This is a genomic window from Pseudomonas sp. Larv2_ips (genome assembly GCF_963879675.1).
GTDB lineage: Bacteria > Pseudomonadota > Gammaproteobacteria > Pseudomonadales > Pseudomonadaceae > Aquipseudomonas.
On sequence record NZ_CAWOAW010000014.1, the window covers coordinates 1,316,790 to 1,338,706 of the forward strand.

Below are 21,917 nucleotides of genomic sequence, written 5' to 3' on the forward strand. Positions count from 1 at the left end.
TTCGTTCGGGCACACCGAAGCGTGAGCGAGGTGCCGAGTGGTGGGGCAAGAGCCCTTTGGTTACTTTGGGGCTTTTCCAAAGTGACCCGCCGTAAGGGCGGCACCATAAGCCGCCATCTCCCAAACACCGGATATGCCCCCCAACACAGACGCATCACCGACACCCGCCGCCCCCCAACCATCCATTACCCCATCAAAACGCGTACTCGACCATCCCCACCACTGACGCCTGCAACCGCCGCTCCACAATCGGGCTCTTGCCCGCCTCATCCGCCAAATACTGCACATCCAGCAAAGTCGAGAACTGCGTGTGCTCGCTGATCGGCACGCTCCACACCAGGTTCATGCCATTACTGATATTGCCCGCGCCCGCCTTGTAGGCCTTGAAGCGGCTCTGCGCCGCCTGCCCGGTAGTCACGCCGTACCAGGTCTGCAAGTACGCTCGATCACCAAAGTGACTGCTCAAGCTGGCCTCGACCGAACCGTAACGGCCTTCATACAGGTTGGTGCCCAGGCTCAGCTCCAGGTGGGTGTAAGCCCTGCCGGTGTCCGTGTGGTCGTCTTCCTTGAGCGCATGTTCCAGGGTCGCGCCAACAATCACGCCACCCAGGTTATAGCTGGCGCTTACCCCCAGTTGCGGACGCGCCTTGATCTCGCCCATGCCTTTGAGGCGCTTGGAGCCGGCATGCAAGCTCTGGTTTTTGTCCCTGCGCGCGCCGCTGGCGCCCACATACGCGCTCACGCTCAGGGCGTGGCCTTCGTAACCCCAGCCAAGCCCCTTGTCAGTGTCGAGAAAAACACCCCACGGGCTGACGATGGCGCCGCCCAGCAGCGGCGCGGTCATGCGTTCGTCGCTGCCGCTGTAGCGCGGCGCATTGGCCACGCCGGCCTTGAGGCTGTATTGCCAGTCTTCGGCAAACGCGGTGTCGGCAGCGGCGAGCAGGCACAGCGAGGTGAACGACAGGCAGAAATGTTTTGAGCGCATCAGGGGGTTCGTCCGTGTCAGAAATTCAAGCGGTTGTGGGGAGAATTCGTGCGTTTGAAGGCGTAGCCCGACGCGCTGAGGCCATTGACCTGGCGGCTCACGGTGTCGCCCAGGCCATAGCCGTTGCCGGCCAGCACCGCGTGGGCGTTGTCGACGGGGAGCAGGATGTAGTCGGTCAGCGGCTCGTCGCGCAACTGGCCGCGTATCACCAGAAATCCTTCTTCCAGGCGCACGCTGATGCCGCTCAACGGCGCATCGGGCTCGTGGGTGTTGAGCACTTGATACGTGCCGATGGTGTCGGCCCAGGCCAGGGGCAGCGGCGTCGGGTCGATGCGCTCGCCGATGGCGATGCGTTGGCCGTGAGTGCGCGCAGTGAGCATCTGGCGCCCCTGCACCTTCACCACATCAAGCTGCACGCGGCCCAGGTCGCCGAGGTCCTTGAGCCAGAAACCGAAGATTTTTTTCTGCGCGCGCAGCCAGCCCTGATCGTCGCGTAACAACTCGAAGCTCAAACCGGCCAACTCGCCCGACAGCTGATGAGGCTCATCCTTGATCCGGAACACGCCCCAGGCCGTGGCATAAAAGCCGGCCAGGCGCTTGCGGTCGATGGCAGCCGGCACGTGACGCAATTTGAGCCCGTGACTGGGTGCCTGGCAGTCGTCGGCGCAGACCGCTTGGCCGGTCTGTGCCTGCAGCATCAAGCGCAGGGCGTCGGTGGCAAGACTGGCCACCAGGTCTTCGGCGTTACTGTCATTGGCCATGACGATCACGGCCATTTGCTGATCAGGCAGCACGCTCAGTTGCGCGGCAAAATCGTCGCCACCCCCGCTGTGCTGATACGTGCGTATCCCCGGGGCAACCGGTTCATCGCCACAGGGTGCCAGGAACCAGCCAAGGCCCACCTGGCAATCGAAGTCCAGCGCATTGCCGGTGTTTTGCTGGGTGAACATCTCATCGATCGACGCGCTGCCGATGACCCGGTTGCCTTTGTAGAGCCCATGCGCAAACAGCATCTGCACGTAGCGGCTGAGGTCTTTCGGGCTTGCCCACAAACCGCCGGCAGCGAGGTCGCGCACTTGCGCATCGGCACTGGCGACGCCGTCTTCGTAGCCCAGCGCGCGGTAACTCATCTGCGCACCGGTACCGACAAAACTCGACTGGTTCATCTCCAGTGGCTTGAGCAGGCTGCCTTGCAACTGCGCTTCAAAAGCTTTGCCGCTGCTGCGTTCAATCGCGGCGCCGACCAACGAATAACCCAGGTTGGAGTAGGCCACCTGGGCACCCGGTGGGCTGCTCAGCCACACACCGGATACACGCATCGGCATCTGGCCCATGGCGAAGGTGCTGCGCAGGTCGCGCAAGTGTTCGCTGGGCAAGCCCGACTGGTGACTGAGCAAGCGGCGCAAGGTGATCGCGCGGTCCGCTGCCGCCGGGTCGTCGTGAAAGCGTGAGCGGACATGGAACTCGCGCAGGGTCTGCTGGATCGGCGCATCCAGCGACAGACGCTGTTGCTCGACCAACTGCAAGGCCGCCGTGGCCGTGAGCAGTTTGGAGATGCCGCCAGCGCGAAACGCCGTATTGGCTGTCACCGGCACGCCCTGGGCTTTGTCGGCCATGCCGAAGCCGCGCGCCCAGATCAGCTCCTGGCCATTGACCAGCGCAATGGACAGGCCCGGCACATTTTCCCGGCCCATTTCACGCGGAATACGCGCTTGCAGGTAACGGATGATCGCGCCGTAATCGCCCTTGGGAATCGGAGGCGGGGCAGGCGATTGCCCGTGGCAACCGAGCGTACCCAGCAGGCAACCCAACAGCGGAATACCGCGCAATGTGCGAAACATGAAGAGCACCCGAATGGTGAGTTGGATGCTCGAATGCTAGGGCTGCGCGGGCCAACAATCTTTGGGAGCTTTGTCGGGAAACTGTCAAAGACTGTTAACGGGTCAACCCGAGGCGCTCATGCCATTGGGCGATGGATTCTTCGGGGTATTCGTCGAACTGCAGGTCACCCTTGCGCACGCTGACTTCCACCCACGGCGCCTTGGAACCGAGCATCAGGTGCGTGTGCTCCGGCGGCACCGGCAACGGCGTGTCGATGGCCGAGGCAAACGGGTGAATCAGCTCCGGCCACTCCGGGCTGAACAGCCACAAGGCGCTGCTGCACTGCGAGCAAAAATGCCGTTCGGCAGTGCTCGCGTGCGCGCGGCTGGCGCCCTCGGGCTTGAGCCTGGCGTGGTAGATCGAGATGTGCTTGCGCCCCTGCACCTTCAGGCTATGGGTATCGCCGGCAAGGTTGATCGCGTAGCCACCGCTGCCTTGGGTTTTGCGGCAAATCGAGCAGTAGCAACGCTGATAGGGGTATGGATGCTGGCTGTTCAGGCTGAATGTGACGGCGCCGCAATGGCAGGATCCTTCGAGTTGCATGGGCTGACTCCTCAAGGCAGGTTGTAACAACGCTTTGCTAATACCTTAGCCTCAGGCAAGATTCCCCGCTTTGGTTTCAGGGAAGACACCCATGATTGCTCAGTTGCAAAGCGCTGCCACGCAAATCCGCCACGCTGTGCGCACGGCGACCGAAGGCTTGGTCGGGCGCGAGCAGTTGGCCGAGCTGATTGTGCTGGCGGCGGTCGCCCAGGAGCACATTCTGGTCATCGGCCCGCCCGGCACGGCCAAGAGCGCCGTGGTACGCCGAGTGGCGCAGTCCATGGGCGGGCGTTACTTCGAGTACCTGCTGGGGCGCTTCACTGAGCCGTCGGAGCTTTTCGGTGCCGTGGACCTGAAGAAACTGCGTGAAGGCACGGTGGAAACCGACGTCAGCGGCATGCTGCCGGAAGCCGATATCGTGTTTCTCGATGAAGTCTTCCTGGGCTCCACCGCCATCCTCAATACCTTGCTGGGCGTGCTCAACGAACGCCGCTTTCGCCGTGGCCATACCCAAATCCAATGCCCGCTGCGGGTGTGCGTCGGCGCGGCCAACGGCTTGCCGGACGATGAAGCGCTGGCGGCATTTGGCGACCGCTTCCTGTTGCACCTGTTCGTCGAGTCGGTGCCGGACAATCAACTGGAAGCCATGCTGGCGGGCGGTTGGCAGTCGGAACAGCGGCCCGTGCAACAGTTGCTCGGGTTGGCGCAGTTGGACACGCTCAGCCAGGCCCTGAAAAACGTCGACCTGGGCGCCGTGCGTCCGGCCCTGGCCCAGGCGATTCGGCGCCTGCGCGAAGCCGGCATCCCGTTGTCGGACCGCCGTATCGTCAAGTCCCAACGGCTGATCGCGGCTGCCGCGCTGCTGGGCGGGCGGCTGCAAGCCAGCGACGCTGACCTGTGGCCGCTGCTGTATGTGCTGCCGACCAAAGAGGCTCAGCAGCATGGCCGCGAGGTACTGCGCGACCTGTTTGCCGCGTCCAGCAACAGCCATTTGTTCAGCGCGGTCGAAGAGGCCACCTTGCAGCCGATGTCGCGCTTGAATCGCTTGCTCGAAACGGCCCAAGACTACCTGGCCCGCAGCGAGCCGCCCGGCAGCCCGGCGCTCGAAGGGCTGCTGCGCGAGATCGACGCCAACTTCAATAGCGAGACCATGCCGGAACCCTTGCAGCAGGTACGCGGGCAACTGTCCCGAATGCTGACGCCATGAGTGCCGACCACTACGCCTGGAGCTGGCGCCCGAGGCAGGTGCCGGCCGACCCTCAAGCCGCCGTTGCCTGGGGCGACGCCGCGCGCCGCTTGCATGCGCGCTTGCGGCTGCTCGCCGATGAACAGGCGGCGCGCTTGCACGCTACCGCCAATGGCAATGTATTGGTGGTCACCGGGGCGGCGGCGGATTTACCGTGGGTCGACGGCGTGGCCTACGCCGCAGTGCACCCCGGTGCGCCGGGGCTGTGGCTGCCCACCAGTTGGGAGCCGACAGCGCCGGTGGACGTGCTCGGCCAAACGCTGTCGGCACGGTTCAAGCGCTCGCCCTTGCTGTTATGGCGCGAACCGCAAGCCGTCGTGCCGTTGGATCGCCTGTTGCCGGTGACGGTTGAACACCTTCAGCGCATCGCGACGCAGTGGGGAGCCCGCCATGCAACTGCCTGAAGCCCTGCAACCCTGGCGCCAGTGGCTGGAGTGGTTTGCGCCGCAGCATCTACCGCTGTTCGCCGACTTGCTGGGGCGCCTCAACCCGGTGCTCGGGCCACTGCGCGGTCGGCAGCAAGGCGGGGTGCCGGAGCCGGATGGCGTGGGTGATCTGCAACGCCGTGGGCCTTACGAGCGCCTGCTTTCCAGCGAATGGCTGCTGGCCGATGAAGTGCCGGATGAGTTTATGCGCCGGGCTGTCGGCGGCGAGCATATGTTCCTGGCGCCGCAATACCGCGCCCGTGAAGCCAACCGCCTGATTGTCGTGCTGTTCGACGCCGGCCCGTTGCAGTGGGGCGCCGCGCGGCTGGTGCATATCGCCTTGCTGATGCTGCTGGCCCGGCGTGCCGAGGAGGCGGGCGCACAGTTGCGTTGGGGCATCCTGCAAGGCGCGCCGGTGCTGCATGCGTTCGATAGCGCGGGGCAGCTCAAACGGCTGCTCAAGGCGCGCACCTACGAAAGTGTCGCCCCGGCGCACTGGCACGCCTGGCAGGAATGGCTGGCCGCGCAGGGTGAGACGCTGGGTGAATGCTGGACCGTCGGGCAGCGCTTGCCCAAGGACACGAGCAAGACCTGTACACACCGGGTGCAGGTGCAGCGAAGCCTGGATGGCCAAAGTCTGTCCTTCGAATTGCAGGCCGGATCGGTGCGGCGCGTGCTGTTACCTATGCCGGATGAAGGGCGCGCGGTGCAACTGCTCAAAGGCCAGTTCGACGATGAAGGCCAGGCGACGCCGTCGAAGCTCGCACGTGCGGTGCCACGCGTCGCCTTGACCTTGCCGCCGGTAATCTCCAGCGCCGGCAACTATGTGGCGCTGCGCATGCTCGATGAGCCGGGCATGGTGGTGATCAAGCTGCCGCACAAGAACCAGAAAAAGTCCCTGGAGGTTCGACGCCGTCTGTGGGGCAAACATCAGCGCGTCTTGAGCACCACCTTTCACCACCGCAGCCTCGGGGCCGTGTTGAGTGATAACGACAGCCTGACGTTCTGGAACATCCCCGGTATGCCCACCGTCGACAAACCCAACCGTGAACAGCTGCAACTGCCACCGGGCACTGCGACGTTCCTGCCGAGCGTGTGGCTGCACAGTCAGAACTCCGTGCGCGTGTACTTGCTCGACAGCCAGGGGCGGCTTGCCTACTGGAAGTCGCGTGAACTCTGCCGGGTGGCGGATGACGTGATGAGCCTGGTGCAGGTCGACCCCTTGACCATCGCTTATGCGCGCAGCGAAGGCGGGCAGATCGTCGCGTATTCCGGGTCTGCTGACGGTTTACGTACCAATGGTCATGCGGTCGGCTCGGCAGCGGGCGTCAGCCAGGTGTTGCTGGCCGCCAACTTTTACTGGCGCCAGTACTGCGGCGGTTGCGCGCTGCTGACCACCGAGGGCGGCCACCAGAGTTGGCGCCTGGTGACCCATGAAAGTTTTCCGACCAAACACGAACAGATCGACTTGGCGCCCGGCTGGAAAGCCATCGGCCTGCACTACACGTACGCCCAACGGTCGCGTTACTCACTGGTGCTGCTGGGGCCGAACCAGCACAGCGTCGGGCTGTACGCCGAGGGGCAACAGCGCACGTTGTTCACCACCTCGGCGCCGATTGCCCGCGCGAGCTTTTGCCCCATGAGCGGCTTGATCGCCGTACTGACCACTGACCGCGAATTACTGGTTTACTCGGTTGGCGAGCGCGCCATGCGCTTGCAAGTGATGTGCAACCAGGCACCGCAGCTCACCCAGGACGCTGCCAATGCTTGAGCCAGAACAGCTGCTGATTCGCCGCCCGGTACTCACCGGGCACCAACAGATTGACGGCCTATGGTTTGCCGCCGAGCGTTTTGACGAAGGCGAGCGCAGGCGCTTGATCCTCGACTATTGGCAAACCGACGCGCGTGCCTATCGCTTTGCCGACGGCGACTTGTTGCAGTTCCACAGACCTTGCCCGGTGCATTGCGAAAGCCTGCTCGGCTGGCCGCTGATCCGCCAGGGCCGGGGCTTGTCATCTGCCGCGCTGCACCCGGAGGAGTTGCGCGGGCTGCCCGTTGCCGACCTGTGGCTGGTGCGCGGCAGTCATGTCCACGCCCTGCAGTTGCGCGATGCACAGGTGCTGAAGCCCGGGCTGTGGCTCGACATCAGCACCTACACGCTGCTTGACACCTTTGACTGCCATACCCCGTTGCCGGCAACGCTGCCGGAAGCGGTGGTCACCGACCTGCGTGAAATCCTCGGCGGGCCACTGGAGCCCGTCAGCCCGGAGCGCGAAGCAATCATGCAAGCGCTGCTGGAGCGCCCGCGTCACCCGCCGAGTAAAGGGCCGGGCGCCAGCGCGGCGTCTGCGCAAAACAACGCAAACGGCGCCCGCGAAGTCTCTTCCCCGGTGCTGAAAATCGTGATCGGCTTGCTCCTGCTGGGTGGGCTGGTCCGCCTCTTCGGCCAGAGCGAGCCCGCCGCCATGTTGGCCACCCACACACAGTCCCTCGGCGGCACGCTCCTGGGCGCGCTGATCTGGATGGTGGTGATCACCGCGCTGCTGTTCGGGTTGAACCGCTTCCTGCACCGTGGCGCCTCGGCACCCGCCAAAGCGGCGCCCAGGCCGGTGGCCCGCGCACCCGCTAACCCAGGCATCGCTGCGCGTGCCACCCCGCGCAGGCACAAACCTGCTGCGTGGCGCCGCCTGTTGACCCGGCTGACCCAGCATTCCCAGCTCTCCAAGCTGTATGGCAAACGCCAGGCCGCCTACATGCAGCGCATGTTGGAGATGTTCGAAGACGGCAATTTCGAAGAAGCCTTGCGTCACGCCATCCCCTTGAACGGTGGTGCCTCCAGCGGTGAACAGAGCTTTGGTACGCCCCAGCGTCGCGAGGACTTGAGCCTCAGCCAGCAGCATGGCCCGGCGCGCTCGATGCTGTTCGAAGACGACTTGACCGAGCACTTGCGCCAGGTGTATCGCCAGACCTTTGAGCGCCTGGACCGTGCTGGTCGTATCGAGGAAGCGGTGTTTGTACTCGCCGAATTGCTCAAAGAGCACCAGCAAGCCCTCGATTACCTGGAGAAACACGCGCGCTATCAGCAGGCCGCCGACCTGGCTCTGGCCTGGGACATGCCGCCCGCGGTGATCGTGCGCCTGCTGTGCCTGGCAGAGCAGTGGCAGCGCGCCGTGCTGGTGGCGCGGCGCGACAACGCGTTCGCCGACGCCGTGGTGATGCTCCAGGCCAAGTCGCCGGAAGCCGCCGACCGCTTGCGCCTGGAATGGGCCGAGTCGTTGATCGCCAAAGGCCTGTGGCTGCAAGCCGTCGATGTGATCTGGAGCCTGCCGGCTGAACGCCCACGCGCTGCGCAATGGCTGCTTAACGCCGAGGCGGCCGGCGGGCGCTTGGGCATTGAGGCGCTGGTTAAACGCGCGATCCTGTTGCCCGAAACGCTGCACGCTTACGGGCCGTGGGTCGAGCAATTGCGTGACGACCCCGCACGCGCCAGCGAACGCGCCGCCCTGGCGCAAGCCTTATTGCTGCACAAGGCCAACACCACCGCCCTGGCCTGGCTGGCCGGTGCCACCGTGCACGCGATTCTGGCCGATCAATTCAGCGATCAGGGCCAACTGACCCATAACCAGCTACAAGCGCTGGTCAAGATGAGTCGCGACAAAGCGCTTCAGGCAGACTTGCCGGGCCAGGCGCTGAAGCGCACGCCTGTGGTCTCGCTGGAGCGTTTGGGTGTACTCCGCGAGTGGTCTGCACCGGCCGCCGGCAGCCGGCCGATTTTCGACGCGGCGCCGCTGGAGGATGAGCGTTACCTGGTGGCGCTGGGCGAGGCGGGGGTGATGGTAGTGGATGCGGCGGGCGCAGCGTTGTTTCACTTTGCGGTGCCGGCGCAGAAGATCGTGATTGCCCATAGCCGACAGGTCGCGTTGGTGCTGATCTGGCGGGGGAATGTATGGCGCGTGAGCAAACTGGACCTGGTCAATCGTGTCGCCAAAGACCTCGGTGTACTGGCCATGGATGTCTTTGCAAACGCGTTTGATGGCAGCCGCTGGACCATCGGCAAAGGCCCGCAGTTGCGCGTGGTGGATGTTGATCGTGGCTTTGAAACGCTCTGGCATGTGAGTGATCTGCCGGAGTCGGTGCGGGCCATCAAGGTCGATGAACACAACGAATACCTGTGGTTGTCAGCGCCGGGTGGGTGCCTGATGCTGTGGCATTATCGTCTGCCGGAGCGGCGCCTGGTCAGCCGCGAAAGCGCGTTTGACATTGTGGCGACGGACTTCCAGGTTCCCAGTGCCACCGCTGAATCGGCGCAGTATCGGATCAAGCACGACGATGGCACACCCATTCTGGTCCTTAAGCAGCACGGGGTTAGAAAGGGCTACAGGCTGCCTGGCAACTTGCCGGACGAGGAATGGGATGAGTCCGTCAGCCCGTTTCTATTTGAGGACTGGTTGCTGATCAGTTATCGGGTTGAGGAGCACGACACCTGCTGGCACGTGATCCACCGTACCAGCGATCGGCTTTGCGTCACGTTGCACTGGCCGCAATCGCCGGCCCAGCTTCGCCGCCTGGGGTCTGATTTGTTGCTGTTCGACGGGCAGGGCCGACTGAGCCATATCAATATCGATACCGCCAGCCAGCGCAACATCAGCCTGCACTGAGTGGGTCCGGCATCAGGGTGGCGATCAGCGCCCGAATGGTGCCGGGCAGGGCTTCCAGTTCGCGCACCAAAATGCTCCGCTCGCGAATCGCCCAGGGCTCATCGAGCTTCACCGCCACCAACTGCATGGTCCGGCTGTGCCGCACCGCGGCGGATTCGGGGATGATGCCGATGCCCACGCCGGCCTCGACCATCCGGCAAATCGCCTCGAAACTCGACACCTGGATACGCAGCGACAAATGCTTGCCGAGCCGTTCCACGTGTTCACGCAAAAAGCTCAATAGCGTGCTGCCTTCGTGCAGGCCGATATGTTGGTAGGCGAGGGTTTGGTCCAGCGTCACTGAAGGCTGGTCGGCCAACGGATGACCCACGGGCACCATCAGCACCAGTTCGTCGGTGCTGAAGTGCAGCACCTGCAAGCCTGCCGCTTCAACCGGCCCGGCGATGATGCCCATGTCGCTGGTGCCATCCAGCACGCCACGCACGATATCGCGGGACAGACGCTCTTGCAGGTCAACGGTGACTCCGGGGCGCTGGGACAAAAAGCCCGCCAGCACCTCCGGCAGAAACTCGGTGACCGCCGTGGTGTTGGCAAAGATGCGGATATGCCCGGCCGAGTCCACGCCGTATTGGGTGAACTCGCTTTTCAGGTAATCCACCTGGCGCATGATCAGCCGGGCATGGTGCAGCAGGCGCTCTCCGGCCGGGGTGATCTCCACGCCACGGCTGTCGCGGTACAGCAGCCGCGTTTCGAGCTGGCCTTCCAGCGCCTTGATCCGCGCACTCGCGGCGGCGGGCGAGAGGAACGCACGCTTGGCACCCTGGGTCAGGCTGGGGGATTCGGCAATATGGATAAACAGGCGCAGGTCGGCGAGATCGAAGTGCATGGCGGCTCCTGGGTGTACACAATTCTCATCACACTGAGGATCCAAATGTGGGAGCGGGCTTGCTCGCGAAAGCGCCGGGTCAGCTACAGATGAGTTGACTGACATTCCGCATTCGCGAGCAAGCCCGCTCCCACATTAGTGCGAGGTGTGATGAGTGGCGTTCAGCATAACCGAACGCTGGTTTATTGAAATGCAAATTCTCAGAACGGGCGGGCGCTTGCATGATCCGGGGCAGACCACCACTGCCAGAGGATGTGTACCCGATGAGCGCCACCGATTGGATCGGCCGAAGTGAAACCGCCCACGACCACCTGAGCCACAACCTACTCAAGCGCATTGCCGCGACCTTCAGCGCGGCGGTGCCCCTGGAGGGCGAAGCCGTTCCACCGCTGTGGCAGTGGTGTTTCTTTCAAGACCCACTGCCGGAATCGGCGCTGGGCACTGACGGCCACCCGGCCCGTGGCGGGTTTCTGCCGCCGGCGGAAAATCGCAATCGCATGTGGGCCGGTGGGCGTATCGAGTTCCTGCATGCCTTGCGCGCCGGTGAGGCGGCGACCCGCGTGTCGACCATCACCCACGTCGAAGAAAAAACCGGCCGCACCGGCGCGCTGCTGTTTGTCACCGTGCGCCATGACTATTCCCAGGATGGGCGCCTGGCGATTCGCGAAGAGCAGGACATCGTCTACCGCGAACCCACGCCGCCCAAGCCAGGCAGCGGCGACGCACTCGCCGAGGGTGAATGGCGTGAGAGTGTCGACCCCACGCCAACCCTGTTGTTTCGCTACAGCGCCGTGACGTTCAACGGTCACCGCATCCACTACGACTACCCCTATGTCACCGGCACCGAAGGCTATTCGGGCCTGGTGGTGCATGGGCCGTTGATCGCCACCTTGAGCCTGCGCGCCTTTTGCCGCGCGCACCCAGGCGCCACCTTGCGCCGTTTTGCCTATCGCGGCGTGCGCCCGTTGATTGCGCCACAGCCATTTACCGTGGGCGGGCGCGTGACAGCGCCCGGTGTGGCCCAGTTGTGGGCGGGCAATGCCGACGGCGTGGCGCAAACAGCCGAACTGCATTTCGACTAACACCAGAACAACAGGCGGAGAGCCGTTAATGAACCCGAATGACAACCAAGAACTCAATGCCATCCGCGAAGGCGTGCGCGCCTTGTGCGCCGAATTCGATGCCGCTTACTGGCGCAAGATCGATGAAGAAAAAGGCTTCCCCGAAGCCTTCGTCAAGGCCCTGACCGACGCCGGCTGGTTGTCGGCGATGATCCCCGAAGAATACGGCGGCTCCGGCCTGGGTCTGGCCGAAGCCTCGGTGATTCTGGAAGAAGTGAACCGTTGCGGCGGCAACTCCGGCACGGTTCACGGCCAGATGTACAACATGTTCACCTTGCTGCGCCATGGCAGCCCAGCGCAAAAAAGTTTCTACCTGCCCAAACTCGCCAGCGGCGAATTGCGCCTGCAATCGATGGGCGTCACCGAGCCCACCACCGGCACCGACACCACCAAGATCAAGACCACCGCGATCAAACGCGGCGACAAATACGTGATCAACGGCCAGAAAGTCTGGATCTCGCGGGTGCAGCATTCCGACCTGATGATCCTGCTGGCGCGCACCACGCCGCTGGCCGAGGTGAAGAAAAAGTCCGAAGGCATGTCGATTTTCCTGGTCGACCTGCGCGAAGCCATCGGCAACGGCCTGACCGTGCAGCCCATCGCCAATATGGTTAACCACGAAACCAACGAGCTGTTCTTCGACAACCTCGAATTGCCCCTCGATAGCCTGATTGGCGAGGAGGGCAAGGGCTTCAAATATATCCTCGACGGCCTGAATGCCGAGCGCACGCTGATCGCCGCCGAGTGCATCGGCGACGGCCGCTGGTTTATCGAAAAGGCCAGCGCGTATGCCCGCGACCGCGTGGTGTTTGGCCGGCCCATCGGGCAAAACCAGGGCGTGCAGTTCCCGATAGCCGAAGCGCACATCGAAATCGAGGCGGCGGACCTGATGCGCTGGCGTGCCTGCGAGGAATACGACAGCGGCAAGAACGCCGGGGCCAGCGCCAACATGGCCAAGTACCTGGCGGCCAAGGCGTCCTGGGAAGCGGCCAACGCCTGCCTGCAAACCCACGGCGGCTTTGGCTTTGCCTGCGAATACGACGTGGAGCGCAAATTCCGCGAAACGCGCCTGTACCAGGTGGCACCGATCTCCACCAACCTGATCCTGTCCTACGTGGCCGAGCATTTGCTCGAACTGCCACGCAGCTTCTGAGGGCCTGACCATGAGCCATACCCAAGCCCTGTGTCGGTTCCTCGCCGAGTTGAACTACGAACAGTTGCCCGAAAACGTGCTGGCGCGCACCGAAGACCTGTACCTGGATTGGCTCGCCTGCGCATTGGCGAGCAAGGGCGCGCACCCGATTCCTTTGTTCGAGCGCTATGCGCACAAGATGGGCCCGAGCAGCGGCCCGGCGCAGATTATCGTCAGTGGCGCCAGCAGCAGCGCGTATTTCGCCGCGCTGGTAAACGGCGCTTCGTCCCATCTGGTGGAGCAGGATGACCTGCACAACAGCTCGGTGCTGCACCCGGCCACGGTGGTATTTCCAGCAGCCTTGGCCGCCGCGCAAGACCTCGGCAAGTCCGGTCGCGAGTTGCTGCTGGCGTCGGTGGCCGGTTATGAGACCGGGATTCGCATCGGCGAATTCATGGGGCGTTCTCACTACCGCATCTTCCACACCACGGCGACTGTCGGCACCCTGGCGGCGGCCGTTGCGGTGGGCAAGCTGCTGGATTTCAACGAAGAGCAATTCATCAATCTGCTCGGCAGCGCCGGCACACAGGCCGCTGGGCTGTGGGAATTCCTGCGCGACGCCGCCGACTCCAAGCAACTGCACACCGCCAAGGCTGCCGCCGATGGCTTGCTCGCCGCGTACCTGACCGCGGACGGCCTGACCGGCGCGCGCAATATTCTTGAAGGCGATCAAGGGTTGGCCGCGGGCATGTCCAGTGATGCGCAGCCGAGCCGATTGTCGGCCGGCCTGGGCACGCGCTGGGCGCTGCTGGAAACCTCGTTCAAGTTTCACGCCTCGTGCCGCCACACCCATCCTGCCGCCGATGCGCTGTTGGATTTGATGCAGCGCGAAGGGCTGGGCGCCGATCAGATTGCGCGCGTGGAAACCCGTGTGCATCAGGGCGCCATTGATGTACTGGGCCGCGTGGCAGTGCCCACGACCGTGCACCAGGCCAAGTTCTCCATGGGCACGGTGCTCGGCCTGATCGCGGTGCATGGCAAGGCCGGGCTCACCGAGTTTCACCACCTGGCGCTGACCGATCCCGCCGTTGCGAGCTTTCGCGACAAGGTCAGCATGACGCTGGACCCTGAAGTGGACGGCGCCTACCCGCAACGCTGGCTGGGCCGTGTCAGCGTCACCACCACCGACGGGCGCACGTTGCACGGCGCCATCGATGAGCCCAAGGGCGACCCGGGCAACACCTTGAACCGTGAGGCGCTGGCGGACAAATTCCAGCGCCTGACCCACTTCAGCGGCGCCCGCACGCCTGCCCAGGCGGATGCACTGATCGATAAGGCCTGGAACCTGCGTAACGCCGCGTCCATGGCCCACTGGCTTTGAGGAATTGTGATGACTCATCAACGACCGCTGGACGGCATCACTGTCGTCAGCCTGGAACACGCGATTGCCGCGCCATTCTGCACGCGGCAACTGGCCGATTTGGGCGCCCGCGTCATCAAGATCGAACGCCCTGGCGCTGGTGATTTTGCCCGCGGCTACGACGAGCGCGTGCGCGGCCTGGCCTCGCATTTTGTGTGGACCAACCGCTCCAAGGAAAGCCTGACCCTGGACCTCAAGCAGGACGAGGCGGGCGCCATCCTCGACACCCTGCTGGCCGACGCCGACGTACTGGTGCAGAACCTCGCACCCGGCGCGGCCGCGCGCATGGGCTTGTCGTTTGAGGCGCTGCACGCGCGTTTCCCGCGGCTGATCGTCTGCGATATTTCCGGCTATGGCGAGGGCGGGCCTTACGAGAAGAAGAAGGCCTATGACTTGCTGATCCAGAGCGAGGGCGGCTTCCTGTCGGTGACCGGCGGCCCCGGTGACGACCAGATGGCCAAGGCCGGTTGTTCCATCGCCGATATCTCTGCGGGCATGTACGCCTACAGCGGCATCCTCTCGGCGCTGCTGCTGCGCGGCAAAACGGGCAAGGGCAGCCGCATCGACGTGAGCATGCTCGAAAGCCTGGTGGAGTGGATGGGCTACCCGATGTACTACGCGTTCGACGGCGCGCCGCAACCCCCGCGCGCCGGGGCGGCGCATTCGACGATTTACCCGTATGGGCCGTTTCCCACCGGCGACGGCGGCACGGTGATGCTCGGTTTGCAGAACGAGCGCGAATGGGCGGCGTTCTGCGACAAGGTGCTGCTCACGCCTGAATTGGCCACCGATGCGCGTTTCTCGGCCAACTTCAAGCGTTCGGCCAACCGTGAGGTGCTGCGCCAGATCATCGTCGACAGCTTCGCGCAGCTGGACGCCGAGGCGGTGATCCAGCGTTTGGAAGACGCGCAGATTGCCAGTGCGCGCGTCAACGACATGCAGGGCGTGTGGGACCACCCGCAGCTCAAGGCGCGAGGCAGCTGGCGCGAAGTCCAGAGCCCGGCCGGGCCATTGCCGTCGCTGCTGCCACCGGCGCGCAATGCCGCGTTTAGCCCGCGAATGGATGCCGTACCGGCGCTGGGGCAGCACAGCCAGGGCATCCTCGAACAGCTCGGCTACTCGGGTGAAGCCATCGATACTTTGCGTGCGCGCGGCGTTATCTAATAAGGAATTCAAGTGATGCCAAAGCCTTTGGTTCGTTCGGCCTTGTTTGTGCCCGGCAGTCGCCCGGAGCGGTTTGCCAAAGCGTTGGCCAGTGGCGCCGATGCGGTGATTGTCGATTTTGAAGACGCGGTCGAAGAACCGCTCAAACGCCAGGCGCGGGATAACCTCGGGGCGTTTCTGCAAGGCCATCTTCAGGCCCAGGTGTGGGTGCGTATCAACGCGCCGGAGCATGCCGAGCATGTTGCGGACGTGGCGTTCTGCAAAGCCCATGCAAATGTGGCAGGCGTGCTGCTGCCCAAGGTCGAGAGCGCGGCGCAGGTCGCCGTGGTCGCGGCCACCGGCAAACTGATCTGGCCGATTATCGAAAGTGCGCGGGGGTTGTTGGCGGTGGCTGAAATCGCTCGTGCGCCGCAGGTGGAGCGCCTGTCGTTTGGGGGCCTGGACCTGGCGCTGGACTTGAACCTGAGCAGCCATTCCGCGGCCGCACAGTTCGCCCTCGACCAGGCACGCCTGGCGTTGATCGTGCATTCGCGTGCGGCAGGCCTGGTTGCGCCGCTGGATGGCGTGCACCCGGCTATCGATGACCCGGAAGGTTTACGGCGTTCGATCCGGCACGCCTACGAGATGGGCTTTGCCGGCGCGTTGTGTATTCACCCCAAGCAGGTGGCGGTGATCCACGCGGCCCTGGCGCCGAGTGCTGAAGACCTGGCGTGGGCCAAACGCGTAGTGGATGCCGGCGCGCACGGGGCAGGGGCCTATCAGATTGATGGGCAGATGGTGGATGCGCCGGTGCTGCTGCGCGCACAGAGGTTGCTGGCGGCCCGACGCTGACTGACGAAACCGAATCAAAATGTGGGAGCGGGCTTGCCTGCGATTGCGGTGGCTCAGCTAACAAATCTACTGCCTGACACACCGCTATCGCAGGCAAGCCAGCTCCCACACTTGATCTTCACTGTTCTGAACATCGGCGTTCGTCCTAGCCGAACGCAGGTATCTAAAATTCGAAATTCACTACACACGTGACATCAGGCACCTTGCCCTACAACACAACAATAAGAAGGTGATTGTCCATGCTCAAGCTTTCTCGGGCGCTGCTGTGCGCCGCCACTTTGTTTGCCGCGGGCCTGGCCCAGGCGGCGGACCCGATTGTGATCAAGTTCGCCCACGTGGTCGCCGAAAACACCCCCAAAGGCCAGGGCGCGCTGCTGTTCAAGAAGCTCGCCGAAGAGCGCCTGCCGGGCCGCGTCAAGGTTGAGGTGTACCCCAACTCGTCGCTGTTCGGCGATGGCAAGGAGATGGAAGCGCTGTTGCTGGGCGACGTGCAGATGCTGGCGCCGTCCCTGGCCAAGTTCGAGCAGTACACCAAGCAAGTGCAGATTTACGACCTGCCGTTTTTGTTCAACGACCTGGCCGCCGTCGACCGCTTCCAGGCCGCCCAGGGCAAGGATCTGCTGACCTCGATGCAGGACAAGAACATCCTCGGCCTGGCGTATTGGCACAACGGCCTCAAGCAACTGTCCTCAAACAAAGCCCTGCACGAACCCAAGGACGCCCGTGGCCTGAAGTTCCGCGTGCAGGCTTCCAGCGTGCTTGAGGAGCAGTTCAAGGCGATCCGCGCCAACCCGCGCAAGATGAGCTTTGCCGAGGTCTACCAAGGCCTGCAGACCGGCACCGTCAATGGCACCGAGAACACCTGGTCGAACTATGAAAGCCAGAAGGTCAACGAGGTGCAGAAGTACTTCACCGAGTCCAACCACGGCCTGATCGATTACATGGTGATCACCAACGCCACGTTCTGGAACGGCCTGCCGCCGGACATCCGCGCCACCCTGGACCAGATCATGCTTGAGGTCACTGTGGAGGTGAACAAGCAGGCCGAGGCGCTGAACCAGTCGGCCAAGCAGAAGATCATCGACGCCAAGACCAGCGAAATCATCGAACTGACCCCCGAGCAACGCCAGCTCTGGCGCGAAGCCATGCGCCCGGTGTGGCAGAAGTTTGAGGGTGAGATTGGCGCTGACCTGATCAAGGCGGCGGACGCGTCCAACCAGTAGTTGGGCGAACACCCCAACCTACTGTGGAAACGGCTTTATGTGGGCGCTGGCTTACCTGCGATGCAGGCGACTCGGTGTATCTGTGGAACCGGGTTGATCCCATCGCGGGCAAGCCCGGCTCCCACAGTGGTTCGCTCACACCTGTTGATCCGGTTTCCACCCCGACATCATTCCCGCTTCGCGAGGTTTTGCCATGCAAACGCTAAGGCGCGTCTGGGAGCACCTGGAGGAAGGTTTTATCGCCTTCCTGCTGGCCGCCATGACCCTGGTGACATTTATCTACGTCATGCTCAACAACATCTACACGCTGTTCTTTTCCCTGGCGGACAAGTGGGCGTGGAGCAGCAATTTCTTCAATGCCCTGGGCGATCACACCATGACCTGGGCCCAGGACATGACCTGGAGCGTGGCGCTGACCAAGGCCATGTTCGGCTGGTTGATTTTCTTCGGCATCTCCTACGGTGTGCGCACTGCCGGCCACCTTGGCGTGGACGCGCTGGTCAAGCTGACCAGGCGCCCGGTGCAACGCTTGCTCGGCATGCTCGCGTGCCTGTGCTGCCTGGCCTACGCCGGGCTGTTCATGGTCGCCAGCTACAAGTGGGTGAGCGCGGTGATGAGCGCCCATATTGGCGCCGAAGACCTCGACCAATACGGCGTGGACGTCGGCGATATAGTGATCATCGTGCCGATTGGTTTTGCCCTGGTGTTCATCCGCTACCTGGAAATTTTCTACCGCATTTTCACCCACCGTCAGGTCGGGTTGGGCCTTGCCGACGAGGCCGGCGAGGCCAGCAAGTTGGCCGGCAGCCATGAGGAGCGTCACTGATGGCCGTGCTCTGTCTGTTTTTGCTGTTGTTTGTGTTCATGTTCCTGGGCGTGCCGATTGCGATTTCCCTCGGGCTGTCCGGCGCGGTGTCGATTTCGATGTTCAGCCAGGACTCGGTGAGTTCGCTGGCGATCAAGCTGTTTGAAACCTCCGACGCCTACACCTTTCTGGCGATTCCGTTCTTCCTGCTGTCCGGTGCGTTCATGACCACCGGCGGCGTGGCGCAGCGCTTGATCGACTTTGCCAACGCCTGTGTCGGCCACATCCGTGGCGGCCTGGCGATTGCGGCGGTGTTGGCGTGCATGCTGTTTGCCGCGCTGTCGGGCTCATCGCCGGCGACGGTGGCAGCGGTGGGTTCGATTGCCGTGGCGGGCATGGTGCGCTCCGGTTACCCGAAGGAGTTCGGCGCGGGGATCATCTGCAATGCCGGCACCCTGGGCATTCTGATTCCGCCCTCGATAGTGATGGTGGTGTACTCGGCGGCCACCGAAACCTCGGTGGGCAAGCTGTTTATGGCCGGTGTCATTCCAGGTTTGCTGCTGGGCTTGATGTTGATGGTCGCGATCTACATCGTCGCGCGCATCAAGAAGCTGCCGGCTCAACCGCGTGCCACGTTTCGAGAATGGCTGACCTGTGCGCGTCGCGCCTTCTGGGGCTTGCTGTTGCTGGTGATCATCCTCGGCGGCATTTACAGCGGCATGTTCACCCCGACCGAAGCCGCTGCGGTGGCGGCGGTGTACTCGGCGTTCGTGGCCTTGTTCATCTACAAGGACATGAAGTTGCGTGACTGCCCCAAGGTGTTGCTGGAGTCCGGGCGCCTGGCGATCATGCTGATGTTTATCATCGCCAACGCCATGCTGTTCGCCCACGTGCTGACCACTGAACAGATCCCACAGGAAATCACGGCCTGGGTGATCTCTGAAGGCCTCACGCCGATCGGCTTTCTGATCATGGTCAATATCGTGTTGCTGGTGGCGGGCAGCTTTATGGAGCCGTCGGCCATTGTGTTGATCCTGGCGCCGATCTTCTTCCCGATTGCCATGAAGTTGGGCATCGACCCGATTCACCTGGGGATTGTGATGGTGGTGAATATGGAAATCGGCCTGGTGCACCCGCCCGTGGGGTTGAACCTGTTCGTGACCTCGGCGGTGACTGGCCTGACCTTGGGGCAGACCATCCGCGCGGCATTGCCGTGGCTGATGATCTTGCTGGTGTTCCTGATCATGGTGACTTACTTGCCGTTTATCTCGCTGGCGCTGCCGCACTGGTTGGGGATGTAGCACGGTCAAAAATGTGGACGCGGGCTTGCTCGCGAAAGCGGTGTGTCAGGCAACATTTTCACCGACTGACACTGCGCCTTCGCGAGCAAGCCCGCTCCCACAGTTGATGTTCGAGGCCTTAGTGATCTATCGCACTCAAGATCGCGTGTGCCACTTTGACTCGTTCAGCGTTGGGGTAATTCTTGTTCGCCAGCATCACCACGCCCATGTCCTTGCTCGGCACGTACACCACGTACGCCCCGAAACCGCCGGTCGAGCCGGTTTTGTTGTACAGCACGTTGGCCGGTTGCGGCTGTGCGGGCGTCAGCCAGTTGACCGTGTGGGGCTCCATCGCCATAGGCGTGGAGTTGCCCTCCAGCAAGGCTTGCAGCGTGACCGGGTAAGGGTAGCGCTCCCAGCCCAGGCCCTGGGTCATGCCGTTCACGGTGTAATAGCCCGCGTGGGTGGTGGCAATCGCCTGTTGCAGGGGTTTTTCCAGGGTTTGCGGGTGCATGTTCACCATCATGTAGTGAGCCAGGTCCTGGGCGCTGGTCTTGATGCCGTAGGCTTCGCTGTCCAGCGCGCCGGGGCTGACGCGTATGGGCTTCAGGTTCTTGTCATAACCTTGGGCGTACAGGCTGGATTTGTCGGCGGGCACGCTTATGTGGGTGTTGGTCAAGCCCAGCTTGGGCAGCAGGGTTTTTTCCATGGCCACGTTGAACGGCTGGCCCAGGCTTTGTGCCGCCAGATAGCCGAACAGCCCGATGCTTGGGTTGGAATACAGGCGTTGTGCGCCCGGTGCGTAAGTGGGCTTCCAGTGCTGAAAGTAGCCGAGCATGGCCTCGGCGCTGTCGGCAGCGTCGGGAAATTGCAGGGGCAGGCCGCCGGGGGTGTAGGTTGCCAGTTGCAGCAGGCTGATCTTGTCGAAGGCGCTGCCGGCCAATGCCGGCAGGTGCTGGCTGGCGGTGTCCGAGAGCTTGAGCTTGCCGGTCGCCTGGGCGTAGCCGCCGAGGGTGGCAGTGAAGGTTTTACTCACCGAGCCGACTTCAAACAGGGTGTTTTCGCTGACCGGCTGCTTGGCTTCCTTTGATGCAGTGCCGTAGTTAAAGTATTGCACCTTGCCGTCCTGGACCACGGCGACCGCCAGGCCCGGAATGGCCTGTTGTTGCATCAACGGTTTTACGTTGGCATCTACCACGGCCTGCAGGTCGGTGGCGGCCAGGCAGTTGCCGGCCGCCGCCAATACGGCCAGCGCGGTTAAATTACGCACTCCAAACAGAAACAGTTGGGGCATGATGTGGCTTCCATGAGAATGATCGATTGAATAGATAGCCTGCGCAGGCGCCGCAAATGTAGGCAGTTTGCCCACTGCGAACAACCGATGATATCTCGCACCAGCCATTAGAAAATCTGGGGTCAAGCATGCTGCGTTCCCATTTGCCGCTCAATGCCTTGCGCGCCTTCGAGGCGTCGGCCCGCCATTTGAGTTTTACTCGCGCGGCCATTGAGCTGTGCGTGACCCAGGCGGCGATCAGTCACCAGGTCAAAAGCCTGGAGGCCCAACTCAATGTAGTCTTGTTCAAGCGCCTGCCACGCGGCTTGATGCTGACCCGTGAAGGCGAAACGTTGCTGCCGGTGGTGCGTGAGTCGTTTGATCGTATTGCCCAGACCCTCAGCCAGTTTGAAGGCGGACATTACCGCGAAGTGCTCACGGTGGGGGCCGTCGGCACCTTTACCGTGGGCTGGTTGCTGCCGCGCTTGCCGGACTTCCACGCGCGCTACCCGTTTATCGACCTGCGCCTGTCTACCCACAATAACCGCGTCGACGTGGCCGCCGAAGGCCTGGATTACGCGGTCCGCTTTGGTGCCGGCGCCTGGCACGGCACCGACGCCTGCGAACTGCTGGCGGCGCCGTTGACCCTGCTGTGTACGCCCAGCATTGCCGAGCAGTTGCGCACTCCCGTCGATTTGTTGAAACACACCTTGCTGCGCTCCTACCGCGCCGATGAATGGAGCCTGTGGCTCCAGGCCGCCGGTTTGCCCGCCGATACCCTGATACCGCGCAGCATTGTGTTCGACTCCTCACTGGCGATGATGGAGGCTGCGCTGCAAGGCATCGGCGTTGCGCTGGCGCCGGCGATGATGTTTTCGCGGCAACTGGAAAGCGATGTGATCCGCCAGCCGTTCGGCATCGGCATCACCACCGGCAGTTATTGGCTGACGCGTTTGCAGTCGCGGGCCGAAACCTCGGCGATGCTGGCGTTCAAGGCGTGGCTGCAGGACGTGTGTGCACAGCCGGGAAAACTGTCTTAATGCC

Annotated in this window: 18 protein-coding genes; 13 read left to right on the forward strand and 5 right to left on the reverse strand. The window is 63.2% G+C overall.

Annotated features, from left to right (window positions below; translation table 11 throughout):
- Positions 1 to 193: 193 nt before the first annotated feature.
- The 3 genes from AACV02_RS12660 to AACV02_RS12670 all read right to left on the reverse strand — a co-directional run bounded on the left by AACV02_RS12660 (position 194) and on the right by AACV02_RS12670 (position 3,409).
- On the reverse strand, positions 194 to 985 hold the full coding sequence (locus tag AACV02_RS12660) for a MipA/OmpV family protein (protein WP_119739974.1): 792 nt from the start codon (positions 983 to 985) through the stop codon (positions 194 to 196).
- A 17-nt stretch (positions 986 to 1,002) separates the two neighbouring features.
- On the reverse strand, positions 1,003 to 2,826 hold the full coding sequence (locus AACV02_RS12665) for a serine hydrolase domain-containing protein (protein ID WP_119739976.1): 1,824 nt from the start codon (positions 2,824 to 2,826) through the stop codon (positions 1,003 to 1,005).
- A 94-nt stretch (positions 2,827 to 2,920) separates the two neighbouring features.
- A complete protein-coding gene (locus AACV02_RS12670) occupies positions 2,921 to 3,409 on the reverse strand; it encodes a GFA family protein (RefSeq protein WP_119739978.1) in 489 nt (162 codons plus the stop codon).
- Positions 3,410 to 3,500: 91 nt separating this feature from the next.
- Here AACV02_RS12670 and AACV02_RS12675 point away from each other — a divergent pair, with 91 nt between their 5' ends.
- Genes AACV02_RS12675 through AACV02_RS12690 form a run of 4 tightly spaced genes read left to right on the forward strand, consistent with a single transcriptional unit; the run spans position 3,501 to position 9,738 of the window.
- Positions 3,501 to 4,616 carry an AAA family ATPase gene (locus AACV02_RS12675; RefSeq protein WP_119739980.1) on the forward strand — a complete coding sequence of 372 codons (1,116 nt, stop codon included), beginning with the start codon at positions 3,501 to 3,503 and terminating at the stop codon, positions 4,614 to 4,616.
- Positions 4,613 to 5,059: a bpX5 domain-containing protein gene (locus AACV02_RS12680; protein ID WP_119739982.1), complete on the forward strand. Its 447-nt coding sequence runs from the start codon at positions 4,613 to 4,615 to the stop codon at positions 5,057 to 5,059. The genes AACV02_RS12675 and AACV02_RS12680 overlap by 4 nt, the downstream gene beginning before the upstream one ends.
- Positions 5,046 to 6,851 (forward strand): hypothetical protein, encoded by a 1,806-nt coding sequence (locus tag AACV02_RS12685; RefSeq protein ID WP_119739984.1) that lies wholly within the window; start codon positions 5,046 to 5,048, stop codon positions 6,849 to 6,851. The genes AACV02_RS12680 and AACV02_RS12685 overlap by 14 nt, the downstream gene beginning before the upstream one ends.
- Positions 6,844 to 9,738, forward strand: a complete 2,895-nt coding sequence (locus tag AACV02_RS12690) for a bpX6 domain-containing protein (RefSeq protein ID WP_119739986.1) — start codon at positions 6,844 to 6,846, stop codon at positions 9,736 to 9,738. Before AACV02_RS12685 ends, AACV02_RS12690 begins: the two co-directional genes overlap by 8 nt.
- Here the strand turns inward: AACV02_RS12690 and AACV02_RS12695 are convergent.
- Positions 9,725 to 10,624, reverse strand: coding sequence for a LysR family transcriptional regulator (locus tag AACV02_RS12695; RefSeq protein ID WP_119739989.1), 900 nt, complete (start codon positions 10,622 to 10,624; stop codon positions 9,725 to 9,727). The two genes, AACV02_RS12690 and AACV02_RS12695, sit on opposite strands and share 14 nt — an antisense overlap.
- 263 nt (positions 10,625 to 10,887) lie before the next feature.
- Here AACV02_RS12695 and AACV02_RS12700 point away from each other — a divergent pair, with 263 nt between their 5' ends.
- From AACV02_RS12700 to dctM, 8 genes are all read left to right on the forward strand, one after another.
- Positions 10,888 to 11,706 (forward strand): FAS1-like dehydratase domain-containing protein, encoded by an 819-nt coding sequence (locus tag AACV02_RS12700; RefSeq protein WP_119739990.1) that lies wholly within the window; start codon positions 10,888 to 10,890, stop codon positions 11,704 to 11,706.
- A 28-nt stretch (positions 11,707 to 11,734) separates the two neighbouring features.
- A complete protein-coding gene (locus tag AACV02_RS12705) occupies positions 11,735 to 12,898 on the forward strand; it encodes an acyl-CoA dehydrogenase family protein (RefSeq protein ID WP_119739992.1) in 1,164 nt (387 codons plus the stop codon).
- A 10-nt stretch (positions 12,899 to 12,908) separates the two neighbouring features.
- Positions 12,909 to 14,258, forward strand: a complete 1,350-nt coding sequence (locus AACV02_RS12710) for an MmgE/PrpD family protein (RefSeq protein WP_119739994.1) — start codon at positions 12,909 to 12,911, stop codon at positions 14,256 to 14,258.
- A 9-nt stretch (positions 14,259 to 14,267) separates the two neighbouring features.
- On the forward strand, positions 14,268 to 15,461 hold the full coding sequence (locus AACV02_RS12715; RefSeq protein WP_106578977.1) for a CaiB/BaiF CoA transferase family protein: 1,194 nt from the start codon (positions 14,268 to 14,270) through the stop codon (positions 15,459 to 15,461).
- A gap of 15 nt (positions 15,462 to 15,476) precedes the next feature.
- A complete protein-coding gene (locus AACV02_RS12720) occupies positions 15,477 to 16,292 on the forward strand; it encodes an HpcH/HpaI aldolase/citrate lyase family protein (protein ID WP_119739996.1) in 816 nt (271 codons plus the stop codon).
- A gap of 239 nt (positions 16,293 to 16,531) precedes the next feature.
- Positions 16,532 to 17,515, forward strand: coding sequence for a TRAP transporter substrate-binding protein (locus AACV02_RS12725; RefSeq protein ID WP_119739998.1), 984 nt, complete (start codon positions 16,532 to 16,534; stop codon positions 17,513 to 17,515).
- 193 nt (positions 17,516 to 17,708) lie between these two features.
- Entirely contained in the window at positions 17,709 to 18,341 is a 633-nt protein-coding gene (locus AACV02_RS12730) for a TRAP transporter small permease (protein ID WP_119740000.1), read from the forward strand.
- Positions 18,341 to 19,621, forward strand: a complete 1,281-nt coding sequence (gene dctM, locus AACV02_RS12735; protein ID WP_119740002.1) for a C4-dicarboxylate TRAP transporter large permease protein DctM — start codon at positions 18,341 to 18,343, stop codon at positions 19,619 to 19,621. The genes AACV02_RS12730 and dctM overlap by 1 nt, the downstream gene beginning before the upstream one ends.
- A 118-nt stretch (positions 19,622 to 19,739) precedes the next feature.
- Here dctM and ampC read toward each other — a convergent pair whose 3' ends face one another.
- Positions 19,740 to 20,894, reverse strand: a complete 1,155-nt coding sequence (gene ampC, locus AACV02_RS12740; protein WP_119740004.1) for a class C beta-lactamase — start codon at positions 20,892 to 20,894, stop codon at positions 19,740 to 19,742.
- 128 nt (positions 20,895 to 21,022) lie between these two features.
- Between ampC and AACV02_RS12745 the strand changes: the two genes are divergently transcribed.
- The gene (locus tag AACV02_RS12745; RefSeq protein WP_119740006.1) at positions 21,023 to 21,913 is read left to right on the forward strand and encodes a LysR family transcriptional regulator; all 891 of its coding nucleotides are present in this window, start codon (positions 21,023 to 21,025) and stop codon (positions 21,911 to 21,913) included.
- Positions 21,914 to 21,917: the final 4 nt, after the last annotated feature.

Coding starts and splice junctions, on each gene's coding strand:
- AACV02_RS12660 (WP_119739974.1), bottom strand. CDS start 985: ATGCGCTCAAAACATTTCTGCCTGTCGTTCACCTCGCTGTGCCTGCTC.
- AACV02_RS12665 (WP_119739976.1), bottom strand. CDS start 2,826: ATGTTTCGCACATTGCGCGGTATTCCGCTGTTGGGTTGCCTGCTGGGT.
- AACV02_RS12670 (WP_119739978.1), bottom strand. CDS start 3,409: ATGCAACTCGAAGGATCCTGCCATTGCGGCGCCGTCACATTCAGCCTG.
- AACV02_RS12675 (WP_119739980.1), top strand. CDS start 3,501: ATGATTGCTCAGTTGCAAAGCGCTGCCACGCAAATCCGCCACGCTGTG.
- AACV02_RS12680 (WP_119739982.1), top strand. CDS start 4,613: ATGAGTGCCGACCACTACGCCTGGAGCTGGCGCCCGAGGCAGGTGCCG.
- AACV02_RS12685 (WP_119739984.1), top strand. CDS start 5,046: ATGCAACTGCCTGAAGCCCTGCAACCCTGGCGCCAGTGGCTGGAGTGG.
- AACV02_RS12690 (WP_119739986.1), top strand. CDS start 6,844: ATGCTTGAGCCAGAACAGCTGCTGATTCGCCGCCCGGTACTCACCGGG.
- AACV02_RS12695 (WP_119739989.1), bottom strand. CDS start 10,624: ATGCACTTCGATCTCGCCGACCTGCGCCTGTTTATCCATATTGCCGAA.
- AACV02_RS12700 (WP_119739990.1), top strand. CDS start 10,888: ATGAGCGCCACCGATTGGATCGGCCGAAGTGAAACCGCCCACGACCAC.
- AACV02_RS12705 (WP_119739992.1), top strand. CDS start 11,735: ATGAACCCGAATGACAACCAAGAACTCAATGCCATCCGCGAAGGCGTG.
- AACV02_RS12710 (WP_119739994.1), top strand. CDS start 12,909: ATGAGCCATACCCAAGCCCTGTGTCGGTTCCTCGCCGAGTTGAACTAC.
- AACV02_RS12715 (WP_106578977.1), top strand. CDS start 14,268: ATGACTCATCAACGACCGCTGGACGGCATCACTGTCGTCAGCCTGGAA.
- AACV02_RS12720 (WP_119739996.1), top strand. CDS start 15,477: ATGCCAAAGCCTTTGGTTCGTTCGGCCTTGTTTGTGCCCGGCAGTCGC.
- AACV02_RS12725 (WP_119739998.1), top strand. CDS start 16,532: ATGCTCAAGCTTTCTCGGGCGCTGCTGTGCGCCGCCACTTTGTTTGCC.
- AACV02_RS12730 (WP_119740000.1), top strand. CDS start 17,709: ATGCAAACGCTAAGGCGCGTCTGGGAGCACCTGGAGGAAGGTTTTATC.
- dctM (WP_119740002.1), top strand. CDS start 18,341: ATGGCCGTGCTCTGTCTGTTTTTGCTGTTGTTTGTGTTCATGTTCCTG.
- ampC (WP_119740004.1), bottom strand. CDS start 20,894: ATGCCCCAACTGTTTCTGTTTGGAGTGCGTAATTTAACCGCGCTGGCC.
- AACV02_RS12745 (WP_119740006.1), top strand. CDS start 21,023: ATGCTGCGTTCCCATTTGCCGCTCAATGCCTTGCGCGCCTTCGAGGCG.